General features: G+C 49.0%; 19 protein-coding genes, 1 other RNA gene and 1 other annotated feature (1 of these 21 cut by a window edge). Of the genes, 17 read left to right on the top strand and 3 right to left on the bottom strand.

Annotated elements, in window-relative coordinates; all coding sequences use genetic code 11:
* Nucleotides 1–209: a binding site (T-box leader), on the top strand; it begins 17 nt to the left of the window's first position.
* 60 nt (nt 210–269) lie between these two features.
* Both hisS and aspS read left to right on the top strand, forming a co-directional pair.
* A complete protein-coding gene (gene hisS / locus Q0757_RS13090; protein ID WP_298788051.1) occupies nt 270–1,553 on the top strand; it encodes a histidine--tRNA ligase in 1,284 nt (427 codons plus the stop codon).
* Complete coding sequence (aspS, locus tag Q0757_RS13085; RefSeq protein WP_298788049.1) at nt 1,550–3,337, top strand: aspartate--tRNA ligase; 1,788 nt, start codon at nt 1,550–1,552, stop codon at nt 3,335–3,337. Before hisS ends, aspS begins: the two co-directional genes overlap by 4 nt.
* A 4-nt stretch (nt 3,338–3,341) precedes the next feature.
* On the opposite strand, the gene Q0757_RS13080 is transcribed toward aspS, so the two are convergent.
* Nucleotides 3,342–3,638, bottom strand: a complete 297-nt coding sequence (locus tag Q0757_RS13080; protein WP_298788047.1) for a hypothetical protein — start codon at nt 3,636–3,638, stop codon at nt 3,342–3,344.
* 97 nt (nt 3,639–3,735) lie between these two features.
* On the opposite strand from Q0757_RS13080, the gene ssrS reads away from it, so the two are divergent.
* Together ssrS and Q0757_RS13070 are read left to right on the top strand one after the other, a co-directional pair.
* Nucleotides 3,736–3,918: non-coding RNA, 6S RNA (gene ssrS, locus Q0757_RS13075), on the top strand.
* A gap of 123 nt (nt 3,919–4,041) precedes the next feature.
* Nucleotides 4,042–6,225: an ATP-binding protein gene (locus tag Q0757_RS13070; RefSeq protein ID WP_298788044.1), complete on the top strand. Its 2,184-nt coding sequence runs from the start codon at nt 4,042–4,044 to the stop codon at nt 6,223–6,225.
* 72 nt (nt 6,226–6,297) lie between these two features.
* Here the strand turns inward: Q0757_RS13070 and Q0757_RS13065 are convergent, their stop codons facing one another.
* On the bottom strand, nt 6,298–7,581 hold the full coding sequence (locus Q0757_RS13065; protein ID WP_298788042.1) for a replication-associated recombination protein A: 1,284 nt from the start codon (nt 7,579–7,581) through the stop codon (nt 6,298–6,300).
* A 220-nt stretch (nt 7,582–7,801) separates the two neighbouring features.
* Between Q0757_RS13065 and Q0757_RS13060 the strand changes: the two genes are divergently transcribed.
* Nucleotides 7,802–8,221 carry a cysteine metabolism transcriptional regulator CymR gene (locus tag Q0757_RS13060; protein WP_027847299.1) on the top strand — a complete coding sequence of 140 codons (420 nt, stop codon included), beginning with the start codon at nt 7,802–7,804 and terminating at the stop codon, nt 8,219–8,221.
* A 129-nt stretch (nt 8,222–8,350) separates the two neighbouring features.
* Here the strand turns inward: Q0757_RS13060 and Q0757_RS13055 are convergent, their stop codons facing one another.
* Entirely contained in the window at nt 8,351–8,950 is a 600-nt protein-coding gene (locus Q0757_RS13055) for a hypothetical protein (protein WP_298788038.1), read from the bottom strand.
* Nucleotides 8,951–9,111: 161 nt separating this feature from the next.
* Between Q0757_RS13055 and Q0757_RS13050 the strand changes: the two genes are divergently transcribed.
* The 12 genes from Q0757_RS13050 (at nt 9,112) to Q0757_RS12995 (ending at nt 21,976) form a co-directional block, all read left to right on the top strand.
* On the top strand, nt 9,112–10,266 hold the full coding sequence (locus Q0757_RS13050; RefSeq protein ID WP_298788036.1) for a cysteine desulfurase family protein: 1,155 nt from the start codon (nt 9,112–9,114) through the stop codon (nt 10,264–10,266).
* Nucleotides 10,263–11,360, top strand: coding sequence for a tRNA 2-thiouridine(34) synthase MnmA (gene mnmA, locus Q0757_RS13045; protein WP_298788034.1), 1,098 nt, complete (start codon nt 10,263–10,265; stop codon nt 11,358–11,360). Before Q0757_RS13050 ends, mnmA begins: the two co-directional genes overlap by 4 nt.
* Nucleotides 11,361–11,460: 100 nt before the next feature.
* A complete protein-coding gene (locus Q0757_RS13040; protein ID WP_298788030.1) occupies nt 11,461–12,123 on the top strand; it encodes a lipopolysaccharide assembly protein LapB in 663 nt (220 codons plus the stop codon).
* A 9-nt stretch (nt 12,124–12,132) separates the two neighbouring features.
* On the top strand, nt 12,133–14,427 hold the full coding sequence (locus Q0757_RS13035; RefSeq protein ID WP_298788028.1) for an ATP-dependent RecD-like DNA helicase: 2,295 nt from the start codon (nt 12,133–12,135) through the stop codon (nt 14,425–14,427).
* Between the two features lie 305 nt (nt 14,428–14,732).
* A complete protein-coding gene (gene alaS / locus Q0757_RS13030) occupies nt 14,733–17,375 on the top strand; it encodes an alanine--tRNA ligase (protein WP_298788026.1) in 2,643 nt (880 codons plus the stop codon).
* Nucleotides 17,376–17,513: 138 nt separating this feature from the next.
* Nucleotides 17,514–17,783 (top strand): IreB family regulatory phosphoprotein, encoded by a 270-nt coding sequence (locus Q0757_RS13025; RefSeq protein WP_298788196.1) that lies wholly within the window; start codon nt 17,514–17,516, stop codon nt 17,781–17,783.
* On the top strand, nt 17,780–18,205 hold the full coding sequence (gene ruvX / locus Q0757_RS13020; RefSeq protein WP_298788024.1) for a Holliday junction resolvase RuvX: 426 nt from the start codon (nt 17,780–17,782) through the stop codon (nt 18,203–18,205). The genes Q0757_RS13025 and ruvX overlap by 4 nt, the downstream gene beginning before the upstream one ends.
* A gap of 17 nt (nt 18,206–18,222) precedes the next feature.
* Nucleotides 18,223–18,513 (top strand): DUF1292 domain-containing protein, encoded by a 291-nt coding sequence (locus tag Q0757_RS13015; protein WP_091611995.1) that lies wholly within the window; start codon nt 18,223–18,225, stop codon nt 18,511–18,513.
* Nucleotides 18,514–18,623: 110 nt separating this feature from the next.
* Nucleotides 18,624–19,724 (top strand): endolytic transglycosylase MltG, encoded by a 1,101-nt coding sequence (gene mltG, locus Q0757_RS13010; RefSeq protein WP_298788020.1) that lies wholly within the window; start codon nt 18,624–18,626, stop codon nt 19,722–19,724.
* The gene (locus Q0757_RS13005; RefSeq protein ID WP_298788018.1) at nt 19,709–20,416 is read left to right on the top strand and encodes an O-methyltransferase; all 708 of its coding nucleotides are present in this window, start codon (nt 19,709–19,711) and stop codon (nt 20,414–20,416) included. Before mltG ends, Q0757_RS13005 begins: the two co-directional genes overlap by 16 nt.
* A gap of 60 nt (nt 20,417–20,476) precedes the next feature.
* On the top strand, nt 20,477–20,953 hold the full coding sequence (greA, locus tag Q0757_RS13000) for a transcription elongation factor GreA (protein ID WP_298788016.1): 477 nt from the start codon (nt 20,477–20,479) through the stop codon (nt 20,951–20,953).
* Between the two features lie 183 nt (nt 20,954–21,136).
* Complete coding sequence (locus Q0757_RS12995) at nt 21,137–21,976, top strand: YrrS family protein (RefSeq protein WP_298788014.1); 840 nt, start codon at nt 21,137–21,139, stop codon at nt 21,974–21,976.
* Nucleotides 21,977–22,010: the final 34 nt, after the last annotated feature.

Below are 22,010 nucleotides of genomic sequence, written 5' to 3'. Positions count from 1 at the left end.
GAAAGTAGACAGCGCGGCAGACTGCCAGAGAAGAAGGACCCGAGGCTGGAAGTCCTTCTCTTTCTCCCCTGTTGAAAGACACTTTGTAGGTTTTATTTCGAATGCTGCCGGGCAGCTGGTAGGAATAAACGTCCGCCTTCGTTACAGGTATGAAGTGGAAACGAGTGTCGTTTCAATTAGGGTGGCAACGCGGATCAACCGTCCCTCATGGTTCATGAGGGACGGTTTTTTTATGTGGAATGACTGAATAGATAAAGGGAGGAACGAGCATGGCTTATCGAATTCCAAGAGGTACCCAGGATATACTTCCGGGCGAATCGGAAAAGTGGCAGTTTATTGAACAAAAAATAGACGATATCTGCAGCCGGTTCAACTACAGTGAAATAAGAACCCCTATTTTTGAACAAACCGAGCTGTTTGCACGTGGAGTGGGGGATTCCACTGATATTGTGCAAAAAGAAATGTATACGTTCGAAGACAAAGGCGGAAGGCAGCTCACGCTCCGTCCGGAAAATACGGCATCCATCGTGCGCTCCTATGTGGAAAACAAAATGTACGGCTGGGCCGGTCAGCCGGTGAAGCTGTATTACACCGGACCGATGTTTCGCTATGAGCGCCCCCAGTCCGGACGCATGAGGCAGTTTGTCCAATTCGGCGTGGAAGCGATTGGGAGCGCAGATCCTGCGATTGACGCAGAGGTTATCGGACTTGCCATGCAGTTTTATGAAGAAATGAATCTCAAGGGCCTTAAGCTGGTTGTGAACAGCCTCGGGGACAAGGAGAGCCGGATAGCTCACCGCGCGGCGCTTGTCTCTCATTTTGAGCCCCGTATCGGAGAGTTCTGCAGTGACTGTCAGGAGCGCCTGCACACCAACCCGCTTCGGATCCTCGACTGCAAAAAGGATAAAGACCACCCGCTGATGGCGGATGCGCCTTCTATTCTGGATCACTTAAATGAAGAGTCAAGCAGATATTTTAACCAGGTTAAAACAATGCTTGATGAAATGGGCATCCCTTACGAGGTGGATGCGAATCTTGTACGCGGGCTGGATTATTATACGCATACCGCCTTCGAAATTATGATTGAAGGAGAAGGCTTTGGCGCGATTACAACGCTTATGGGCGGCGGCCGCTACAATGGGCTGATTGAGGATATTGGCGGCCCGGACACGCCTGGCATCGGCTTTGCGCTTAGTATTGAGCGGCTTTTGATGGCACTCAATACTCAGAACGTTGAGCTTCCGGCAGAGAAAAACCTGGACTGCTATATTGTTGCCATGGGGGAGGAAGCCAAAAAACGCTCCGTTTCCCTGGTGCATGAGCTCCGGAGGGCAGGCGTTAAAGCCGATAAGGATTACATGGACCGTAAAACAAAAGCCCAGTTTAAAGCAGCAGACCGTACAAACAGTACCTTCACCGTCGTTATCGGTGACGATGAGCTGGAAGCAGAAGCAGTTAACATTAAAAATATGGAGACAGGCGAGCAGGAAGAAGTGCCACTGTCGGCATTTATTACTACTATGCAGGAACGTACAAGGAGGAAGGCACAATGATAGGACGGACGCATCATTGCGGAGAGATTCAGGAGGCGCTGATAGGCGAAAAAGTAAGATTGAAGGGATGGGCCCAGACCCGCCGGGATTTAGGCCAGGTGGTCTTTATTGATCTCAGGGACCGTTCAGGGATCGTACAGGTTGTAGCGACTCCGGAACAGTCCCAGGAAGCACTGAATGCAGCGGAAAGGGTTCGCAGCGAATACGTGCTTGACGTAGAAGGAATTGTCGTACAGCGCGATGAAGAAACGTACAATGAAAAAATTCCGACCGGAAAGGTGGAAGTCCGTGTCGATAAGCTTTCAATTATGAATGCCTCAAAACCGCTGCCGTTTCAAATTGAAGCAGATACTAATGTATCTGAGGACGTAAGGCTCCGATACCGCTACCTTGATCTCCGGCGCCCGGATATGCAGGAGACGTTCAAGCTCCGTCACCAGACAACGAAGTTTATCCGCCGTTTTCTCGATGACCGTGACTTTTTCGATATGGAAACGCCGATGCTCACCAAAAGCACGCCTGAAGGAGCGAGAGACTATCTGGTGCCAAGCCGGGTTCATCCCGGGGAGTTTTATGCTCTGCCGCAGTCCCCGCAGCTGTTTAAACAGCTTCTGATGGTTTCGGGATTTGAGCGTTATTACCAGATTGTTCGCTGCTTCCGGGATGAGGACCTGCGGGCCGACCGGCAGCCGGAATTCACCCAGGTGGACATTGAGACGGCCTTTCTGGACACAGAGGGCCTCTTCTCCATGATGGAAACAATGATGGCCGGGCTGTTGAAGGAAACGCGCGGGGTCGACATTGAAACACCGTTCCCCCGTATGACGTATTATGAAGCGATGAACCGCTACGGCTCCGACAAGCCCGAAACCAGATTTGGCATGGAGCTCGTGGAGCTGACCGAGGTTTTAAAGGACAGTGATTTTAAAGTATTCAAAAACGCTGCGGCCTCAGGAGGCATCATTAAAGGACTGAATGTCAAAGGCGTGGCTAACCAGATGTCGCGGAAGGAAATTGACGATCTGGCAGAATTTGTGGCTGCTTACGGAGCGAAAGGGCTTGCCTGGCTGAAGGTAGAGGAAAATGAACTCAAAGGTCCGGTCGCGAAGTTCTTAAACGATGAGGAAACAGCAGCGCTCCGCGAAGCGATGGGAGCAGAAGCAGAGGATCTGCTGTTCTTTGGAGCAGACAGCCATCAGGTGGTCTGGGATTCTCTTGGCGCCCTGCGCCTGAAATTCGGAAAAGAGCTCGACATGATTGACCGCAGCACGTTTAATTTCCTGTGGGTTACAGAATTTCCGCTGATGGAGTATAACAAGGACGATGACCGGTATGTAGCGATGCACCACCCATTTACACGGCCGGTGGAGGAAGACGCCCACCTGCTTGAAACAAATCCGGAAGATATCAGAGCAGAGGCGTACGACCTCGTGTTGAATGGCTATGAAATTGGCGGAGGATCGCAGCGTATTTATGAAAAAGATCTTCAGGAAAGAATGTTTACAGCACTTGGGTTTAATAAGGAAGAGGCGAAGGAACAGTTCGATTTTCTTATGGAGGCCTTTGATTACGGGGCACCGCCACACGGCGGCATCGCGTTTGGTCTTGACCGGATCGTGATGATCCTCGCAGGCAGAAATAACCTGAGAGATACGATCGCCTTCCCGAAAACGGCGAGTGCCACCGATCCATTAACGCAGGCGCCTGGGAAAGTAAGCAGCAGACAGCTTGATGAACTGCATCTTAAGCTCGATGTGTTTGAAAAAGAGGATGAAGACGAATAAAAAGCTATAAATGGTCAAGCTGATGAAACTGATCGACAAACCGACCGGGGTCTGAGTTGATCTGAAAGGTACGGATGCCCTGGATCGTATGAATATAAAGAAACCCTATTTTTCCAGGTTCATAGCGGTAGGAAACGTCGAGCACTTCCTTGAGAGGATACGAGATCTTTTGATCATGGCCGTAGGCGATGTGATCTTCTTTTAAACAAAGAGGGACTTCCACAGGAACCCGTTTTTTCTGGAAATCCTCAATTACCTGTTCCGTATACGTTGCATTAAGCCTGGCTAGTGTTTCTGTCATCATCTGCTCCTTTTAAGGCTCTGTGCACCTTGGAATGTTGTAGTAACGTTCTTGACCGAATTATACGAAAGTGCTAATATATAATCAAACAATGTGAAGAGTCCTGAGGTGTTCGTGAAGCACTGATCGTTTTGAGCCAACACTTTCACATTGGGAGCCTGTCGTCTTGTTCTGGAGTACAAGCCTCAATGCTTGAGGAAGTATGAACGAACAAGCAAGGCACCCACCTGCCATGAGCAGGTTCAAAAACAAGTTCGTTTGACGGCACATTGGGACTCTTCCTGTTTTATCCAAATTGTTATGAATCCTCCGGCGCGTGAACAGTGCACCGGAGGTTTTTTACATAAATCCGGGGAAACGGGTGAATCGTCACGGCAGTAAGAGAAACGCAGGTGAACATACATTGAGAAAACTCCGCTCTAAGCTTCTGGTAATCACCTTAATCATAACAGCGCTTCCGCTGCTGATTTTTGGTGTGGTTTTGTTCGAATCGCAGCGTTCAGAAATGGAATCCCAGCTTGAGGGTTCTTTATTTTCGCTTTCCAATAATCTGTCATTGACGATGGAGAGCGTTTTATCGGAACGAATGAATGACCTGGACATGATGACAATGAATCCTGTGCTGCAGGATGAGAACGCAGCGCCTTCCGACATACGAAACGAACTCGAGCAAATGGTGGAAGCAGAAAATTTATATATGGGAATTGTTTACATAGATACAAATGGAGATATTGTTACGTCCACCCGGGATGAAGTGATAGGCAAAAACGTCTCCGACCGTGTATGGTACCAGAAGGCACGGGAGGGGAATCCAACGCTTGAAGAAGCGTTTATAGATCCCATTTTAAAGCAGCCGATCATTCCTCTGGCAGCACCGGTTGAAAATGATGCAGGCAGAGTGACAGCGGTGATTTCTCCCTCCATTAATGAAAATGCGCTATGGGAGGTGCTCTGGCAGCGCCTGAATAAAATGGGCGAGCATGAACGTTTTTCCGGCCAGGCCTTTGTGGTTAATAATGAAGGAGAATACATTGCCTATCCCAACTCGGGCTACGTGCTCGAGGAAAGCTTTCTTGAAGAGCAGGGGATGGAAGAGAATTCTATTGAGGAACTGATCGCCGGGCAGGAGGAGCAGCTGATCGAGCACGGAAACGATGTTTCCGTAATCACCCCGGTGGAGAACGTAGGGAGTCTGGCAAATGAATGGTACGTAGGCTATACAGTGCCAAAAAGCGGATTTTATGCGAATCTCCGGCAGCTCGTCTACAGCTACCTGTTTGTTTTCAGCGTTGTTTTAATTATTACGGTGTTTGCCGTTTTTAAGCTGTCCAAATACATTGTGCATCCTGTCGAGCGCCTTGCAGAAGCGACAAGCCGTTTTGCTATAGGCAAAAAGGTATTTCCGCTGCAGACGAATGCCTACGAAGAAGTGGATGTGCTGACTAATACATTTAACCATATGTCAGAGCAGCTTGAAGAGCGGGAGCGGGGACACCGCCAGTCCACGATGATTCTGGAAACGACAGATAATGGAGTAATAGCTGTCTCCAGAGATCTTATGAATATCACCACGTTTAATGCCACGTGTGAAAAGCTGTTTGGACTCGACCGGAAAGACGCACTTGGTCACTCCGTGCAGCAGGTAATGGAAAAATCTGAAGATTTCCGGAATTTCGTCCGGGAAATAGAAGAACACCGCCTGAACGACATGCAGCTTGAGATGAAGGAAATCGAAGTGCCAATCAACGAAAAAAACCGGACCTTTCTGGTGAATATGACAATTCTTCCGCCCGTGGATGCTCAGAAGTCCTCTGAGGGCATTGTACTTATATTTAACGATATTACAGAAAAGAAGGACATGGAAAATGAGCTTGTCCGGAGCGAAAAGCTGAAAATGGTCGGGCAGCTGTCTGCAGGATTTGCGCATGAAATCAGGAATCCGCTCACGACCATAAAAGGATTTGTGCAGCTGTTCCGCCAGTCGGCGAAGAAGGAAAAGGACATTCAGCATTACGATTTAGTGCTTAACGAAATTGACCGGATGAACAGCATTGTGGAGGATTTGCTGGGTCTTGCCAGACCTACCGGCTCCGGGGATGAACAAGGTATTCAGGTGAACAGTCTGCTTGAGGAACTGCTTGAATTGTACAGTCAGCAGGCTGTGAAAAACAAAACGTTCATTTACACGAATTTTGGTGATCTTCCGGAAATAATCGGGGATCGCAAGAAATTATCCCAGGTGTTTGTGAACCTGATCAAAAATGGCCTGGAGGCAATGCCGGAGGGAGGCGTGCTGCGGGTGGAAACATCCATGCACTGGACCGGGGAACCGTATTTTGAAGTGAAAATAAAGGATACGGGAAGCGGTATGAGTGAAGAGCAGCTGCAGAAGATCGGAAACCCTTTTTATACCACCAAATCAAATGGAACCGGTCTCGGGCTGATGACGGTGTTTCAGATTGTGGAGGATTTTAAGGGAACGCTGGAGGTGGATTCCACTCCTGGCAGCGGAACCGAATTCAATGTGCGTCTGCCGGCGCAGCTGGCCGGGGAAACGATAAGCAGTGACAGTCAAAACGCAAATTAAAGGCGCCTTCACTTAAGGCGTCTTTTTTGCGTAAACAATGTCTCGACAGACACTGGCAGCATCGCCGGCGGCTTACGTTTTCTTCTTGGCTGGTTTGATCTGGCGGTACACGTCCGCCAGGGCTTTTTCAAATTTGCTGTTGCTTTTTGGTTCGTAGTACTGCTCGTTTTTGAGCTTGTCCGGCAGGTACTGCTGGGAAACCCACCCCCGTTCGTCGTTGTGCGGGTACTCATACTCGTTACCCCGGCCGAGGGCTCCGGCCCCTTTATAATGTGAATCCCGGAGGTGGGACGGGATGGACGGTGTGCCTGCTTTGAGCATCGCCTCCCGGGCCGCGTCAAGCGCTTTATAAGCGCTGTTTGATTTAGGGGACAGGCAGAGCTCAATGACAGCATCTGCGAGCGGGATTCTTCCCTCCGGAAAGCCAAGTCGTTCGGCGGCTTCAACAGCAGCCAGGGCTCTTGGGCCGGCCTGGGGATTTGCCAGTCCGATATCCTCATAAGCGGTGACGATAAGCCGGCGGCCGATGCTGATTAAGTCCCCTGCTTCAATTAAACGGGCCAGGTAATGCAGCGCGGCGTCAGGATCACTGCCCCGAATAGATTTTTGGAAGGCGGAGAGCACATCGTAATGGTGATCACCGTCTTTATCATGAGTGAAACGCTTCTGTTGAATGCATTCCTCAGCGACACTCTTAGTAATGCGGATGATGCCGTCGTCATCCGGCGTCGTACTTAGTACGGCAAGCTCAAGCGCATTAAGCGCAGCACGCACATCGCCTCCGCCCGCTTCGGCCAGATGTGTATGTGCCTCCCCGGTTATTTCCGTCCGGTACGTGCCCATCCCATTCTGCGGGTCATGGAGGCTGCGTTCGATCAGCTGTTTCATTTCCGGTATGGAAAGCGGCAGCACCTCAAATATATGTGTGCGGCTGCGTATCGCGGGGTTAATAGCATGATAGGGATTGGCAGTAGTAGCGCCAATCATAATGATCAGCCCGCTCTCAAGGTAGGGAAGCAGAAAATCCTGTTTCGTTTTATCGAGCCGGTGCACTTCATCCATAATGACAATAAGCTGATCGGACATTTTGGCTTCCTGAACGGCGAGTTCCATGTCTTTTTTATTGTTCATAACGGCGTTCATTTTTTTAAAGGCAATGTCTGTACTTCCTGCGATGGCAGAAGCAATCGATGTTTTTCCAGTGCCGGGGGGACCATACAAAATCATGGAGGAAAGCTTTTTTGTTTCCACCATACGCGCAATCATTTTGCCTTCCCCGAGAATATGCTCCTGGCCGGCGACTTCTTCGATAGAGCCAGGACGCATCCGGTAGGCAAGAGGCTGTTTGGATGACATGGAGTTTCTCCTTTCATATACGTTTCACGTTGAAATTGTATCATGTTTTCTCATTTATGAGGATGAACAGCGTACTGCAGGTATGATATACTAGCATTAATTCCAACTGTTTTTATCAGCATTAGAAAAGGGCAGCCAGGTGACAAAGCAACTAATCAATCAGCGGGATCAATGAAGACGTAACAGGTAATGACAGGCCTGACAGGAAGGGATGACGGCATTGAAAATTTCAACTAAAGGCAGATACGGATTGACGATTATGATGGCGCTCGCGAGAAAGCATGGAAGCGGCCCCACGTCCTTAAAATCAATTGCACGGGACCATAACCTTTCCGAGCATTATTTGGAGCAGCTGATTGCTCCGCTTCGAAACGCAAGCCTCGTGAAAAGCGTAAGGGGGGCCTACGGCGGCTATATGCTTTCCAAAGAACCGGCTGACATTACAGCGGGAGATATTATCCGTGTCCTTGAAGGCCCGATCAGCCCGGTCGAAGTCCTCGATGACGAAGAGCCGGCTAAACGGGACTTGTGGCTGAAAATCCGGGATGCCGTGAAGGATGTACTCGATAGTACTACCCTTGATTATCTGGCGGAGTATCAGGGTGACGAAGAACAGGAAAATTATATGTTTTACATCTAAGCTCTGAAGCTCGGGCGCATATATGCGAAATCTCCATGCTGCATAAGGGCATGGAGATTTTTATAATGGTATTTTTCACAAAATGTTATCACATGGTCTTCATTGCAAAATAAAATGCTTGCGCCGGGGTTAAAGATCATATTTAAGTGCAAGCTCGGCTGCCCGGAGCCTCGTGTCGACTGTTTGATGCTCTTCAAGCAGCTCTCTGACCGTTTCAATCGCTTTGCCCTTCAGCACGCCGCCACTGATAAACGCTACATCAAAGATGATTTCATTCAGCACGTCCAGGTGATGGGTTAAGTCAGTAATAGTTTTTGGCGAGCGCAGGGAGGCCTGCAGCTCTTTACTGAAATCATTACGGTTGAGCGGTTCTTTATTAAAAAACCAGCTGACGGTCTTCTGATGGGGATAGCCGAGCCCCTTTTTCTGATTATCAACGTTTGGTACATAAATATACTGTGAGGTAACCGTGCAGAAATAAACGTCACGGTTGTTGTCGTCCGGAACAATCACAAGGTCGTCCAGTTTCATCTGGGAAATAAAATTGTACACGTTGGTGGCACCTTCATCCATATCAAAGCGGGCCAGTTCTTTTTTGACCTTTTCGTAGCTGAGCCCGTTCAAGGATTTGCCGATAGGATATCCAATAGCGATAAAGTCATATTCCAGAAAATTATGCAGCTGGTTGGTGCCGTTAGGTAAAGGCCGGAGCATCCAAACATTTTTCACTCACACATCCCGCACTTTCATAAAATAATAGGAAACAAAATATATATTACACGGGAAATGAAAGCACAGGCAAGGAAATAGACAAAAAATCTCCTATTTGTTAATGTAAAAAATAATGTTATCACGATTATATGAAATAACTCCATTAGGAGGAGAAGAATATGCCTGCGATATATGCAGATCACGCAGCCACAACGCCGCTTCATCCAGAAGTGGCTGAAACGATGATCGAGTCTATGAAAGAGCCGGCCGGAAACCCTTCGAGTGTACATGAGTATGGGCGGATGGCCAGGAAAAGACTTGACGGGGCCCGGCGCAAAGTGGCCTCATCCATAAATGCAAGTCCGAAAGAAATCGTATGGACGAGTGGAGGTACAGAAAGCAACAATCTGGCCCTCCGCGGCTTTATGCACGCGAATCAGGAAAAAGGAAAGCATCTAGTGACAAGTGCCATCGAGCACCATGCTGTTTTGCACACAGCCCAGGCGCTTGAGAGAGAAGGCTTTCAGGTCACGTACGTCCGCCCTGATGAACAGGGTGTGGTGCCGGTGCAAAAAATTATGGAAGCAGTAACTGCGGAGACGATACTTGTTTCATTAATGCATGTAAACAATGAAACAGGAGTGGTGCAGCCTGTCCATGAAGCAGCCGGAAGGCTTGCGGAAAAAGGAATTGCTTTTCATACCGATATGGTGCAGTCCTATGGACTGCTGCCGGTCAACGTAAAAGAAACACCGGTGACAATGGCTACTATGACGGCCCATAAAATCAACGGTCCAGCAGGAGCTGGGTGTTTATTCGTGCGTCAGGGTGCAAAAATTCGCCCGGAATTAACAGGCGGAGAACAGGAAAGAAGACGCCGGGCAGGCACGGAAAACGTGGCCGCTGTCGAGGGCTTTGCCAGTGCCGTTGAGCTGCAGATGAACAGTATGGAGAAACGCCGGCAGGAGCTTGAATCGCTCAGGGAGGCTTTTTTAGCCGAACTTGACCGTAGCGGGAGCCTGTATCAGATCAACGGCCGGGAAGCAGAAAAAAGTCCGCATATTCTAAACGTATATTTCCCCGGTATTCAGCTTGAAGCATTTCTTGTGCAGATGGATATGGAAGGCGTGTCCGTCTCAAGCGGATCGGCATGCACCGCCGGAACTGTAGAGCCATCTCACGTGCTTGAAGCAATGTACGGAAAAGACGAACGTATCTATGAATCCGTCCGATTCAGCTTTGGGTACGGAAACACTGTAGAAGAAATGAAAACCGCTGCCCAGGCGGCAGCGAAAATAAGCCGGAAAATGAAGGAAAAGGAGGCTCTGAAATGACCAATGCAGATACACGGATTGTTGTGGGGATGTCCGGGGGAGTGGACTCTTCCGTTACGGCCGCTCTATTAAAAGAGCAGGGCTATGAAGTGATCGGTATTTTCATGAAAAACTGGGACGACACAGATGAGTCCGGAATGTGTACGGCTACTGAAGACTACGAGGACGTCATTGCGGTATGCAACCAACTGGATATTCCCTACTACGCCGTAAATTTCGAAAAGGAATACTGGGACCGCGTCTTTACGTACTTTCTGGAGGAATACAAAGCCGGCCGCACGCCGAATCCTGACGTGATGTGCAATAAAGAAATAAAATTTCGTGCGTTTATTGACCACGCGTTTAATCTCGGGGCAGACTACGTCGCGACCGGGCACTATGCACGCGTCAACCATACCGAAAACGGGACGTACCTCCTGCGCGGAGTGGATAACAACAAGGACCAGACGTATTTTTTAAACCAGTTAAGCGAAGAACAGCTGAGCCGTGTGCTGTTTCCACTCGGAGAGTATGATAAATCCGAGGTCCGGAAAATGGCGGAGGAACGGGACCTTGAAACCGCTGGAAAAAAAGACAGCACAGGAATATGCTTTATAGGAGAGAGGAACTTCAAGGATTTCCTGCAGGAGTATCTTCCCGCACAGCCGGGCATCATGGAGAGTCCTGAAGGAGAAGAGAAGGGCCGCCACGACGGGCTGATGTACTACACGCTCGGCCAGCGCCAGGGGCTTGGCATCGGAGGGTCCGGCGAACCGTGGTTTGTTGTGGACAAAGACATGGAACGAAATGTTCTGATTGTCGGGCAGGGCGGCAACCACAGTCGATTGTATTCGGAGCAGCTGACTGCCTCTGAGCCTAACTGGATTCATGAACCGGAGTCCTTTCCGTTTTCATGCACCGCGAAATTCCGGTACCGTCAGAAGGACCAGGGCGTTACCGTGCATCAGAAAACAAATGGAGAACTGCTCGTAGAGTTTGATGAACCGCAGCGGGCAGTGACTCCGGGACAGGCTGTTGTCTTTTACGACGGCGATGTGTGCCTTGGAGGCGCAACAATAGAAGAGGCGATGATGAAGGAAAGCGTTGCAACGTAACGTTTTCCTTTTTCTTGGTTTATTCAGTGTGCCGGGGAGGCTTTTCAATCACCCCGGATCGTGAAATAATACAGTAAGAAGACTTGAAAAGGATGATAGTATGGATAAAAATCAGCAGGCAATGGAGCACTTACAAAACGGGGAGTTTGAAGAAGCAGCAAGGCTTTTGAACGAGCAGATGGAATCGGAGCCAAATGATCCTGTCGCGTACATAAACTTTGGTAATCTGCTTGCCGAAGCGGGGGAAGACGACAAAGCCATCCGTTTTTTCACCAAGGCACTGCAAATAGATGAAACGGCTGCAACAGCCTATTACGGGGCTGGTAATGTACTATATAACCGGGAGGAGTACGCCGAGGCCATTACGATGTATAAAGGAGCCCAGCAGCAGGGGCTTGAAGACTCGAGTCTGTTTTTTATGCTCGGACTGAGCTACCTGCAGTCCGACCGTCTTCCGTATGCTATTGCTAATTTCAAGCGCTCCGTGGAGCTCGATGAATCAGACGCCGAAGCCAGATATTACTATGCACTGTCGCTCGCCCAGCAGGAGGAGGTTGATCAGGCTGAACCAGAATTTAAAAAAGTGGTGGAGCAGGACCCGGACCATGCCGATGCCCATTACAATCTGGGAGTGGCTGCTCTGTTTAATGAACGGGCGGAAGAAGCACTCAGGTTCTTCGAGAAAGCACTTGAAGCAGAGCCTGAACATGCACTGGCAGAAAACGGCAGACAGCAGGTTCAGCAGCTGCTCAGCGAAAAGTGAGGTTGTGCTATGGAGAACGGACACGATGAACAGGAACTGCTCGAACCCTACGTCCTCGGCACGGTGCAGCACGTTATATTCCGGAATGAAGAAAACGGCTACACCGTAGCGAAAGTGAAAATTAAAGAATCGATACCCTCCTTTGATGAAAGCACAACGACCATTGTTGGCATTCTTCCGACGGTGGAGGCAAATGAACGGTACCGCTTTAACGGCGAGATTAAACAGCATCCGCGGTTTGGAACCCAGTATCAGGTCATTTCTTATCAAAAGGAAATACCGACCGAACGATCAGCGTTAATTGACTACTTATCGAGCGACCGGTTCCCGTATATCGGGCCAAAAACAGCAGAAAAACTGGTCGATCGCTTTGGGGCAAAAGTGATTGATGAAGTGCTTGAGCGTCCGGAAGCGCTTGAAAAAATTCCAGGCCTAAATGAAGAAAAGCGCAAACAAATCCGCACGGCTATGCTCGAAAATCAAGGCATGGAGCATGCCATGACCCTTCTTGTACGCTACGGCTTCGGTACCGATCTTGGCGTAAAAATATACAATCAATACCGCGAGCGGACGCTCGATATTATTCGGCATGATCCCTATCAGCTCGTCTGGGACGTGGACGGGGTCGGGTTTACAAAAGCGGACCGGCTCGGGGAAAATACCGGCATCCAAAAAAATGACCCAAGCCGTCTGAAGGCGGGAGTGCTGTTTGAACTGTATGAACGGACGATGCAGGACGGGCATGTGTATATTCCGAAGCAGCAGCTGCTTGACAGCGCGGAGCAGCTGCTCGCAGACCCCGCCGTTACTATTGATCAGCAGGAGCTGAAGCTTGTTCTGCAGGAGCTTGTAAACGAAGAACGGGTGCAGATTGACGATGATCGTGTGTATATTGCCTCTTTGTATTTTGCGGAAAAAGGGTTTGCAGGCAGGGTGCATAAGCTGCAGGAGGAAGCAGAAGAAAAAGAACATTCCCAGGCAGATCTGCTGCAGGCTCTCGGAGAAGTGGAAGAAAAATTCGATATTGAGTATGCCGAGCAGCAGAAAGAAGCGATCCATACGGCTATGGAAGAGCCGGTAATGCTTCTTACCGGCGGGCCGGGAACCGGTAAGACTACGATCATCCGGGCCATCGTGGAAGTATACGCGTCGCTGTATGATGTTTCGCTGGATCCTTCCGAATATTCAGGCAAGAAGCCCTTCCCTGTATTGCTTGCTGCGCCGACCGGCCGGGCGGCGAAACGGATGAAGGAGTCCACCGGCCTGCGGGCAGTGACGATTCATAAGCTGCTCGGGTTTAGCGGGGAAGGAGAGAACGAGCTGTTTGAGAAGGATGAGTACGAACCTCTCGAAGGGGAACTGCTGATTGTCGACGAAGTGTCCATGGTGGACATGTGGCTTGCCAATCAGCTGATACGGGCGGTCCCGAAGGGAATGAAGGTCGTGTTTGTGGGCGATGAGGACCAGCTCCCTTCGGTAGGACCGGGCCAGGTGCTTGGAGATCTGCTTGAAGCCGGTACTATACCGACCGTGAGCTTATCGGTGGTGTACAGGCAGACCAATCAGTCGTCGATTGTAGAGCTGGCCCACGCGATGAAGGAAGGGGGGCTACCGGACGATTTTGAACAGCCGTTTGAAGACCGACGGTTTTTTCCGTGCACGAAAGGCCAGGTGGCCGATGTGGTGGAGAAAACGTGTGCCGGCGCCATTCGCAAGGGCTACGATCCGATGGATATTCAGGTGCTTGCCCCGATGTACCGCGGGGAGGCAGGGATCCACGCCTTAAATGAACGGCTGCAGGAAATGTTTAATCCCCGGACGCCTAAAAAGCGGAGTGTAACCTTCGGCGACGCTGTTTACCAGAAGGATGATATCGTTCTACAACTCGTAAATAACGGTGAAGAAGGGATATATAACGGAGATAAAGGCGTGCTCGAAACTGTCTTTGAAGCAAAAGAAACTGTTGATAAAGAAATGCAGATTGTTTTTTCCTTTGATGAAAAGGAAGTCAACTACACACGCCAGGACCTTAAACAAATAACTCTTGCCTACTGTACTTCTATTCATAAGGCGCAGGGAAGCGAATTTCCCATCGTGGTCGTCCCGATGCTGATGTCCTACCGGCGGATGCTGCGCCGTAATTTGTTGTATACAGCGATAACACGGGCAAAGGACTATTTAATTCTCTGCGGGGAAAAGGAAGCATTTATGTATGCGGTAAAGCAGGAGTCAAAAAATGAACGTTATTCGTATCTTCGGGAACGCCTGAAGAACCGGGAAGAGGATCCGGATGAGCAGGCTTGACAGAAAATACGGTTTCCGATATAACTGAAACAGAATAATAAAAACAGTGATGGAATGAGTACGGCGGATATATTCTCACAGAGACCGGCAGCAGCGGCTGAAACTGCCGGAGAATAACCCGCCCGAACGCTGCTCCGGAGTGCAGGCAAACCCTGTCGGATGATCCACGTTACGGATGCTGAGTTGGCCGTTTTTATATGCGGCAACCAGGGTGGTAACGCGAGCACACTCGTCCCTGTTTTCAGGGGCGGGTTTTTTAATGTAATTTAAACAAAAATGAAAAACTCACGGGAGGCTGATCAATAATGCCAGCATTAACATCTACTGAAGTCCGGCGGCGCTTTTTGGACTTTTTTGAGGAAAAAGGACATACCATTGAGCCGAGCGCCTCGCTCGTTCCGCATGAGGATCCGACGCTTTTATGGATCAACAGCGGGGTCGCTACGATGAAAAAATATTTCGATGGACGGGTGATTCCTGAAAATCCGCGGCTTGCGAATGCGCAGAAATCCATCCGGACAAACGATATTGAAAACGTTGGAAGAACGACGCGCCACCACACCTTTTTTGAAATGCTCGGCAATTTCTCGATTGGCGATTATTTTAAAAAAGAAGCCATCGAATGGGCGTGGGAATTTTTAACTTCGGAGCGCTGGATAGGCTTTGATGAAAATCGGCTGTCGGTTACCGTTCATCCGGAGGATGACGAAGCGTACCAGTACTGGAGAGAGATTATCGGCCTTCCGGAAGAACGGGTCATCCGTCTCGAAGAAAACTTCTGGGATATCGGCCAGGGGCCAAGCGGGCCGAACACGGAAATCTTTTATGACCGCGGAGACAGTTGGGGAAATGACCCCCGGGATCCGGAGCTGTACCCTGGAGGAGAGAACGAGCGTTATTTAGAGGTGTGGAATCTCGTATTTTCGCAGTTTAATCATAACGCCGATGATACGTACACTCCGCTGCCAAAGAAAAACATTGATACCGGCATGGGGCTTGAACGGCTCGTGACCCTCGTTCAGGACGTACCAACAAATTTTGATACCGATCTTTTCCGGCCGATCATCCGAAAGGTAGAAGAGGTATCCGGAAGAACGTATGGAGAAAATGAAGAGCAGGATATTGCTTTTCGCCTGATTGCCGATCATGTCCGGACAGTCAGCTTCTCCATCGGGGACGGGGCCCTTCCGTCCAATGAAGGGCGCGGTTACATTCTGCGCCGTCTGCTCCGCCGTGCGGTGCGTTACGCCGGCTGGCTCGGGCAGGAGGAGCCGTTCATGCACAGGCTTGTAGGCATTGTGGGCGAAATCATGGAAGATTATTATCCGGAGGTTCGTGAAAAGCAATCCTTTATTGAACGTGTAGTGAAAACTGAAGAAGAACGTTTTCATGAGACGCTGACCGATGGGCTGAAAATGCTGCGACAGGTAACAGAAAGAGCCCGAAACAAAGGAGAAACAGTCATTTCCGGTAAAGATGTTTTCCGCCTGTACGATACGTATGGATTCCCGCCTGACTTAACGGCAGAATACGTAGTAGACGAAGGGTTCGCGGTGGACAATGAAGAATTCGAAGTGGAAATGGAAGCCCAGCGGAGCCGGGCACGTGCGGCTAGAAAAGACAGCGGTTCGATGCAGACTCAGGAGTCGCTTTTGACAGATATTGATACAGAGAGTATCTTCGTCGGCTACGAGCATTTTGACGTGGAGACAAGCGTTCAGACGCTGATTCACAATAAAGAACTCGTAGATACAGTCGGAGCCGGAGAGCAGGTGCAGCTCATTCTGGAAAAAACCCCGTTTTATGCAGAAAGCGGCGGCCAGGTGGCAGACCGCGGCACGATCGTAAATGAAGCCGCAGGGATGGAAGCGATAGTGGAAGATGTGCAGAAAGCTCCGAACGGCCAAAATCTTCATACGGTACGAATTGAAAAAGGATCGCTCCGTAAAGGGATGCATGTACGGGCATCCATCGAAGAAAATACGAGAAGAAGCATTATTAAAAACCACACGGCGACCCATTTGCTGCACCAGGCCCTTAAGGATGTGCTCGGGGAGCACGTTAACCAGGCAGGATCGATTGTGACAGATAACCGCCTCCGTTTTGACTTTTCCCATTTTGGGCAGGTCACTGCAGAGGAAATAAAGCGGATCGAATATCTTGTAAACGAAAAAGTGTGGGACAATGTGTCGGTTCTGATTGAAGAAAAAGGAATCAATGAAGCGAAGCAGATGGGCGCCACTGCGTTGTTTGGGGAAAAATACGGGGAAAGAGTTCGCGTAGTGCAGATCGGCGACTACAGTATTGAACTGTGCGGCGGCTGCCATGTCGGCAGCACCTCCGAAGTCGGAGTGTTCAAGATTACAGGAGAATCCGGAATTGGTGCCGGGACCCGCCGAATAGAAGCTGTTACCGGCCAGTACGCGTATGAATACTTTGAAAGCAGAATGCAGCTGCTTGAAGAAACAGGCAGCATCGTCCGCTCCCGTGCCATTGACGATATCCCGCAGCGTGCAGAAGCTCTGCAGGAGCAGATTAGAAGTCTCCAAAAAGAAAATGAATCGCTGTCGCAGAAGCTGAGTAATCTCGAAGCCGGGGATCTTGCAGACGCGGCAGAGGAAATAAACGGCATTCCGGTTATTGCCAAAGAGCTTCCAGGAGCAGATAAAGATACGCTGCGGCAGACCGTAGATGAACTCAAGCAAAAGCTTGGAAGCGGTATTGTCGTGCTTGGAACATCGGAGGGGGAAAAAGTACAGCTTATTGCCGGAGTAACTAAAGATCTGACTGAACGGTACAAAGCAGGGGATATTGTGAAAAAAGCAGCGGAAGTTTGCGGAGGCGGCGGAGGCGGCCGCCCGGATATGGCTCAGGCAGGAGGAAAACAGCCTGAAAAGCTTACAGAAGCATTGGAAGAAGCGAAGAACTTTATCTTAACCCTTTCCTAAGTGCCCCTATCTAATGTACAATATAATCGTCTATACAGTAATCGTATTAGTTACCACAGTATAGGAAGGGAGCTTCTCCTCCCTTCTGCTTTTTATGAAATGACATTTCGTGAAAAGTCATCTGAGGAGGTGGAGGAATTGGATACGAACGACCGGACCGTACGTTTTAACCGAAAGGAAGATTCTTCCGATCCAAAGGCCGAAGAAGTGCTGCTCAGTGTGTATGAAGCGCTTGAAGAAAAAGGGTATAATCCAATTAATCAAATTGTGGGATATTTGCTTTCAGGCGATCCAGCATATATTCCCCGTCATAAAGAAGCAAGAACGATCATCCGCCAGCTCGAGCGGGATGAATTAATTGAAGAATTAATGCGACACTATCTGAAGGACCACCAGTCATCTTTGTGAAAAGGGCGCTTGGCATTGATGTCGGAAAGAAAAGAATCGGGATCGCCATCTCCGATGCGCTGGGCTGGACGGCCCAGGGTATAGAAACGATTCATTTAAAAACGACTGAGCCGGACGAAGCCTTTCCCCGTATTCTTGAACTGGTTAAAGAAAATGAAATCGAGCAGCTTGTGGTCGGCCTTCCCAAAAATATGGATGGCACGATTGGGGGCAGGGGAAAAGAGTGTCAGGCATTCGCAGAAAACCTTGAAGAATTTTCCTCGCTGCCGGTGGCCATGTATGATGAGCGATTGACAACGAAGGCGGCAGAACGCACACTATTACAAGCAGATGTCAGCAGAAAAAAGCGAAAAAAAGTTGTGGATAAAATGGCAGCTGTGATGATTCTGCAGAGTTATTTGGATCATCAATCAAACTTATAGTAAAGAGGTGAAATAAAATGGCCGAAGAAGAAGAAAAAGAAAGAATTGTCATACCCGATGAGGACGGCAATGAACATTTATTTGACATCCTGTTTACATTTGACGCAGATGAGAGCGAGCAGTCCTACATTGTAGTGGTTCCGTCAAGCGAAGCCGACAATGACGAAGTGGAGGTTTTTGCTTTCCGCTACGAGGAAGAAGGCGAAGGGGACGAGTCCGATATAAACCTTTTCCCAATCGAGTCTGACGAAGAATGGGAAATGGTCGAAGAAATGGTGAACACTTACAGTGCTAACGAAATGGAGTAGAACTTGTTCTAACCGTAAAGGAAGCACACCGGATCTTCTTCCGGTGTTTTTCTTTATCATTATGCCTGCCGTGCAGCTGAGCCCGCAGGTTAAGAGGAGAACATCCATTCATGAAAACGCTCATATATTCACACTCCGGGCGCCGCAGCTCTACTAAGAAAAAACGGAAGGCGGCATTTTATTTCCTGGGGACTATATTTCTGATGAGTGTCGCGGCAGCTCTCATATATGTGCTGTATATGCTTTTTCCGGCAGCAGAAAATAACAGGGAAAAACAGACTGTCGTTATTGAACAGGGCGCTTCCACGGAAGCAGCAGCTGAGAAGCTGGAAAAGCAGCAGCTGATCAAAAATGCCAGTGTTTTTCAATATTTCAGTTACTTACGGCCGGACAGCCTGAAAGCCGGTACATACCGATTATCTGCTTCGATGAGTGCCGGGGAAATTGCCCGTACGCTTGAAGCCGGGCAGCAGGCACAGGAACCGGTTGCCTCCATCACTATTCCGGAGGGAAGGTCTTTGGAGCAGATAGCACGACTCAGTGCGAAGAACGCTGATTTTTCAGAAGAAAAGTTTTTGGAAACAGCCACAGATGAAGCGTTCATTCGTTCTTTAAGTGAATCCTATTCATTTATCCGGGAAGCCAAAAACGAAAATGGCGTGCGCTATACACTAGAGGGTTATTTAGCCCCACAGACGTATGAATACTACGGTGAGTCCCCGGATCCTGAGGCAGTATTAAAGGATATGATTGAACGAACAAATGAAACTATGGTAGAATTTTCAAATCAAATCACCAACAGTCCCTGGACCGCCCGTGAAATATGGACCATCGCTTCCATTGTAGAACGGGAGGCGGCACGGGCAGAGGACCGTGCGCCAATTGCCGGAGTAATCGAAAACCGGCTTGAAAAAAATATGCGTCTTGAGATGGATCCTACGGTGGCATATGCTCTGGGCGAACACAGGCTTCGTACTTCCTTCAATGATCTGAAGGTAACTTCGCCGTACAACACATACCGAAACAGGGGCCTGCCGCCAGGGCCGATTGCAAGTCCGGGAGTACAGTCAATTGAGGCAGCTTTGAACCCTGAAAATACAGAGGCATTATATTTTTATGCCCGCCCGAACGGGGAAGTTATTTATAACGAAACGTATGAGCAGCATATGCGTACCCAGAGAAAGTATGAAAGTGAATGGGAGAATCAATAGCCAGGAAAGCAGGCGAAAAAATGCCGGACATAAACAATCATTTTAATGAATACCGGAAAGAGCTGGGTATCGGTCCGCCGCCGTGGTTTGATGAAATGATCAAAGAAGCAGAACGTGACCGTATACCGGTTATGGACGAAGAGGCACTGCAATTCATGATCGAAATTCTTCAATTAAAAAAGCCGGTATCGGTTCTGGAGATTGGCACGGCAATCGGTTATTCTGCTTTACGGATGGCATCCGCCCTGCCCGGGACCTCCATAGTGTCGGTGGAAAAAGACGAAGAACGCTACAGGCGTGCAGCATACTACCGGGCTAAAAGCCCGTGGGAGGAGCAGACTACATTTGTCCTTGGAGATGCTTTAAACCTGCAGGAGGAATTTGCAGACAAAACGGCATTTGACGCAGTATTTATAGACGCTTCCAAAGGACAGTATCAGCAGTATTTTCAATTGTGTGAGCAGCTGCTGGCCCCGGAAGGGATCATTATTAGTGATAACGTATTGTTCCGGGGTTTGGTCGCTGACCCTGAAGCGGATATTCCTGGACGATTACAGCCGATGGTGAAAAAAATACGGGCGTACAACCGCTGGCTGATGGAAAGAAAAGACTTTCGCACCAACATTTTTCCGGTTGGTGACGGGGTGGCGGTCAGCGCCCGTCTTCCGGAAGCGCCCGGTAGTATAACGTAAAATACTATAAAAGTGAGCCAAAATATGATACATTTTTATATTGAATAGAGGAGTGAAAATATGCCAGAAGAAAAGCAGCATTTTATGACAGAAGAAGGCAGAAAGAAGCTGGAAGAGGAATTGGAATATTTAAAAACTGAGCGACGGCAGGAAGTCGTAGAGCGTATAAAAATTGCCAGAAGCTTTGGCGATTTGTCCGAGAATTCGGAGTACGATGCTGCCAAAGATGAGCAGGCCTTTGTCGAAGGACGAGTAAGCCAGATTGAACAGATGCTGAAAAATGCTGCCATCATTGAAGAAGACACAAGTAATAACTCCGTGGTGTCGCTCGGAAAGTCAGTACGGTTTAAAGAACTGCCAAACGGTGATGAAGAAAGCTATACGATCGTCGGAAGCGCAGAGTCTGATCCGCTTGAAGGAAAAATATCCAACGATTCGCCGATGGCCCAGAGCCTGCTTGGACGCCAGATTGGTGAACAGGTAACGGTTTCAACACCAGGCGGGGACATTGAAGTCGAGATTATTGAAATAGCCTAGAAGTCTGCCAGCACCAATAAAACTTAAGCGCGGCGCCCTGCTTTGAGGATGTAAATCATAGGTCTATGTTCCCTCGTTATCCGGAAGTATTTCCTTTATGATAAAACATGTTACGTTCTCTCTGCAGGGCGTGTTTTTGTACTACAAAAGCATTACATACGATAAGGGCAGGTGGATCCTAAGATGTCGAACAACAACTATAACGACGAATCCGGCTCACGCTTTCAAAAGAAAAGAAAGAAGCGGATGAATAATGTCTTAAATGCTGCTATTGGTATTGTAGCAGTGCTCATTCTGTTCTTTGGTATTCTGTTATTGTTTTTTAATAATAATAACGACCAGGCTGAAGATAACGGAGAAGAGATGGCAGACTCAACCAATACCGAAGAAGAGCAGAATGAAAGCGGACCGGAGGATAACCCGGACACTTCTTCTACAGAAGAAACTCCGGAAAACAATGCAGATGAAGAAGGTACAGAAGAAGAGACTTCAGAAGAAGCAGAAAATACCTCTGAAGAAGCAGAAAATACCTCTGAATCTGATTCTTCCTCAGAATCCGACTCCTCCGCAGAAGAAGAGCCGGCAGCTTCTTCAAATGATGAAGCCGAAAGTGACTCCTCTGAGGAAAGCACTACCAGCGAAGATACCTCAGAAGAAGAGAACAGCAGTGCTTCCGAATCAGAAGGCAGTGACAGCGCTGATACGGAAGCAACTCAGGAAGACGGTGAATACGAACCAGTAGGCACTGAACAGGAAAACTTCACGGCTGATTTTACTGAAGGTGGTCAGAACTGGGAAGAAATGGAGGATGCTGTGGAGGCTGCCACTGGGCTGAGATCGACAGAAGGCAACAGCACGGTGCTGTGGAGACTCGAAAACGGAGGATCGCAGGATACTGCAAGAGCAGTTATCAGTGAAGACGCCAGCAGTGAAAATCCATACGAAGTACGCATGGAGTGGGTGGACGGCGAAGGCTGGAAACCAACAAGTGTTGAACGTCTCAGCAGTAATCAGTACAACTAGAAAAAACCGGCTTTCCTAAGGGAGGCCGGTTTTT

This window comes from uncultured Marinococcus sp. (assembly GCF_947493875.1).
GTDB lineage: Bacteria > Bacillota > Bacilli > Bacillales > Marinococcaceae > Marinococcus.
This window is presented reverse-complemented; position numbering and strand designations above follow the sequence as displayed.

Coding starts and splice junctions, on each gene's coding strand:
- hisS (WP_298788051.1), top strand. CDS start 270: ATGGCTTATCGAATTCCAAGAGGTACCCAGGATATACTTCCGGGCGAA.
- aspS (WP_298788049.1), top strand. CDS start 1,550: ATGATAGGACGGACGCATCATTGCGGAGAGATTCAGGAGGCGCTGATA.
- Q0757_RS13080 (WP_298788047.1), bottom strand. CDS start 3,638: ATGACAGAAACACTAGCCAGGCTTAATGCAACGTATACGGAACAGGTA.
- Q0757_RS13065 (WP_298788042.1), bottom strand. CDS start 7,581: ATGTCATCCAAACAGCCTCTTGCCTACCGGATGCGTCCTGGCTCTATC.
- Q0757_RS13050 (WP_298788036.1), top strand. CDS start 9,112: ATGCCTGCGATATATGCAGATCACGCAGCCACAACGCCGCTTCATCCA.
- mnmA (WP_298788034.1), top strand. CDS start 10,263: ATGACCAATGCAGATACACGGATTGTTGTGGGGATGTCCGGGGGAGTG.
- Q0757_RS13040 (WP_298788030.1), top strand. CDS start 11,461: ATGGATAAAAATCAGCAGGCAATGGAGCACTTACAAAACGGGGAGTTT.
- Q0757_RS13035 (WP_298788028.1), top strand. CDS start 12,133: ATGGAGAACGGACACGATGAACAGGAACTGCTCGAACCCTACGTCCTC.
- alaS (WP_298788026.1), top strand. CDS start 14,733: ATGCCAGCATTAACATCTACTGAAGTCCGGCGGCGCTTTTTGGACTTT.
- Q0757_RS13015 (WP_091611995.1), top strand. CDS start 18,223: ATGGCCGAAGAAGAAGAAAAAGAAAGAATTGTCATACCCGATGAGGAC.
- mltG (WP_298788020.1), top strand. CDS start 18,624: ATGAAAACGCTCATATATTCACACTCCGGGCGCCGCAGCTCTACTAAG.
- Q0757_RS13005 (WP_298788018.1), top strand. CDS start 19,709: ATGGGAGAATCAATAGCCAGGAAAGCAGGCGAAAAAATGCCGGACATA.
- greA (WP_298788016.1), top strand. CDS start 20,477: ATGCCAGAAGAAAAGCAGCATTTTATGACAGAAGAAGGCAGAAAGAAG.
- Q0757_RS12995 (WP_298788014.1), top strand. CDS start 21,137: ATGTCGAACAACAACTATAACGACGAATCCGGCTCACGCTTTCAAAAG.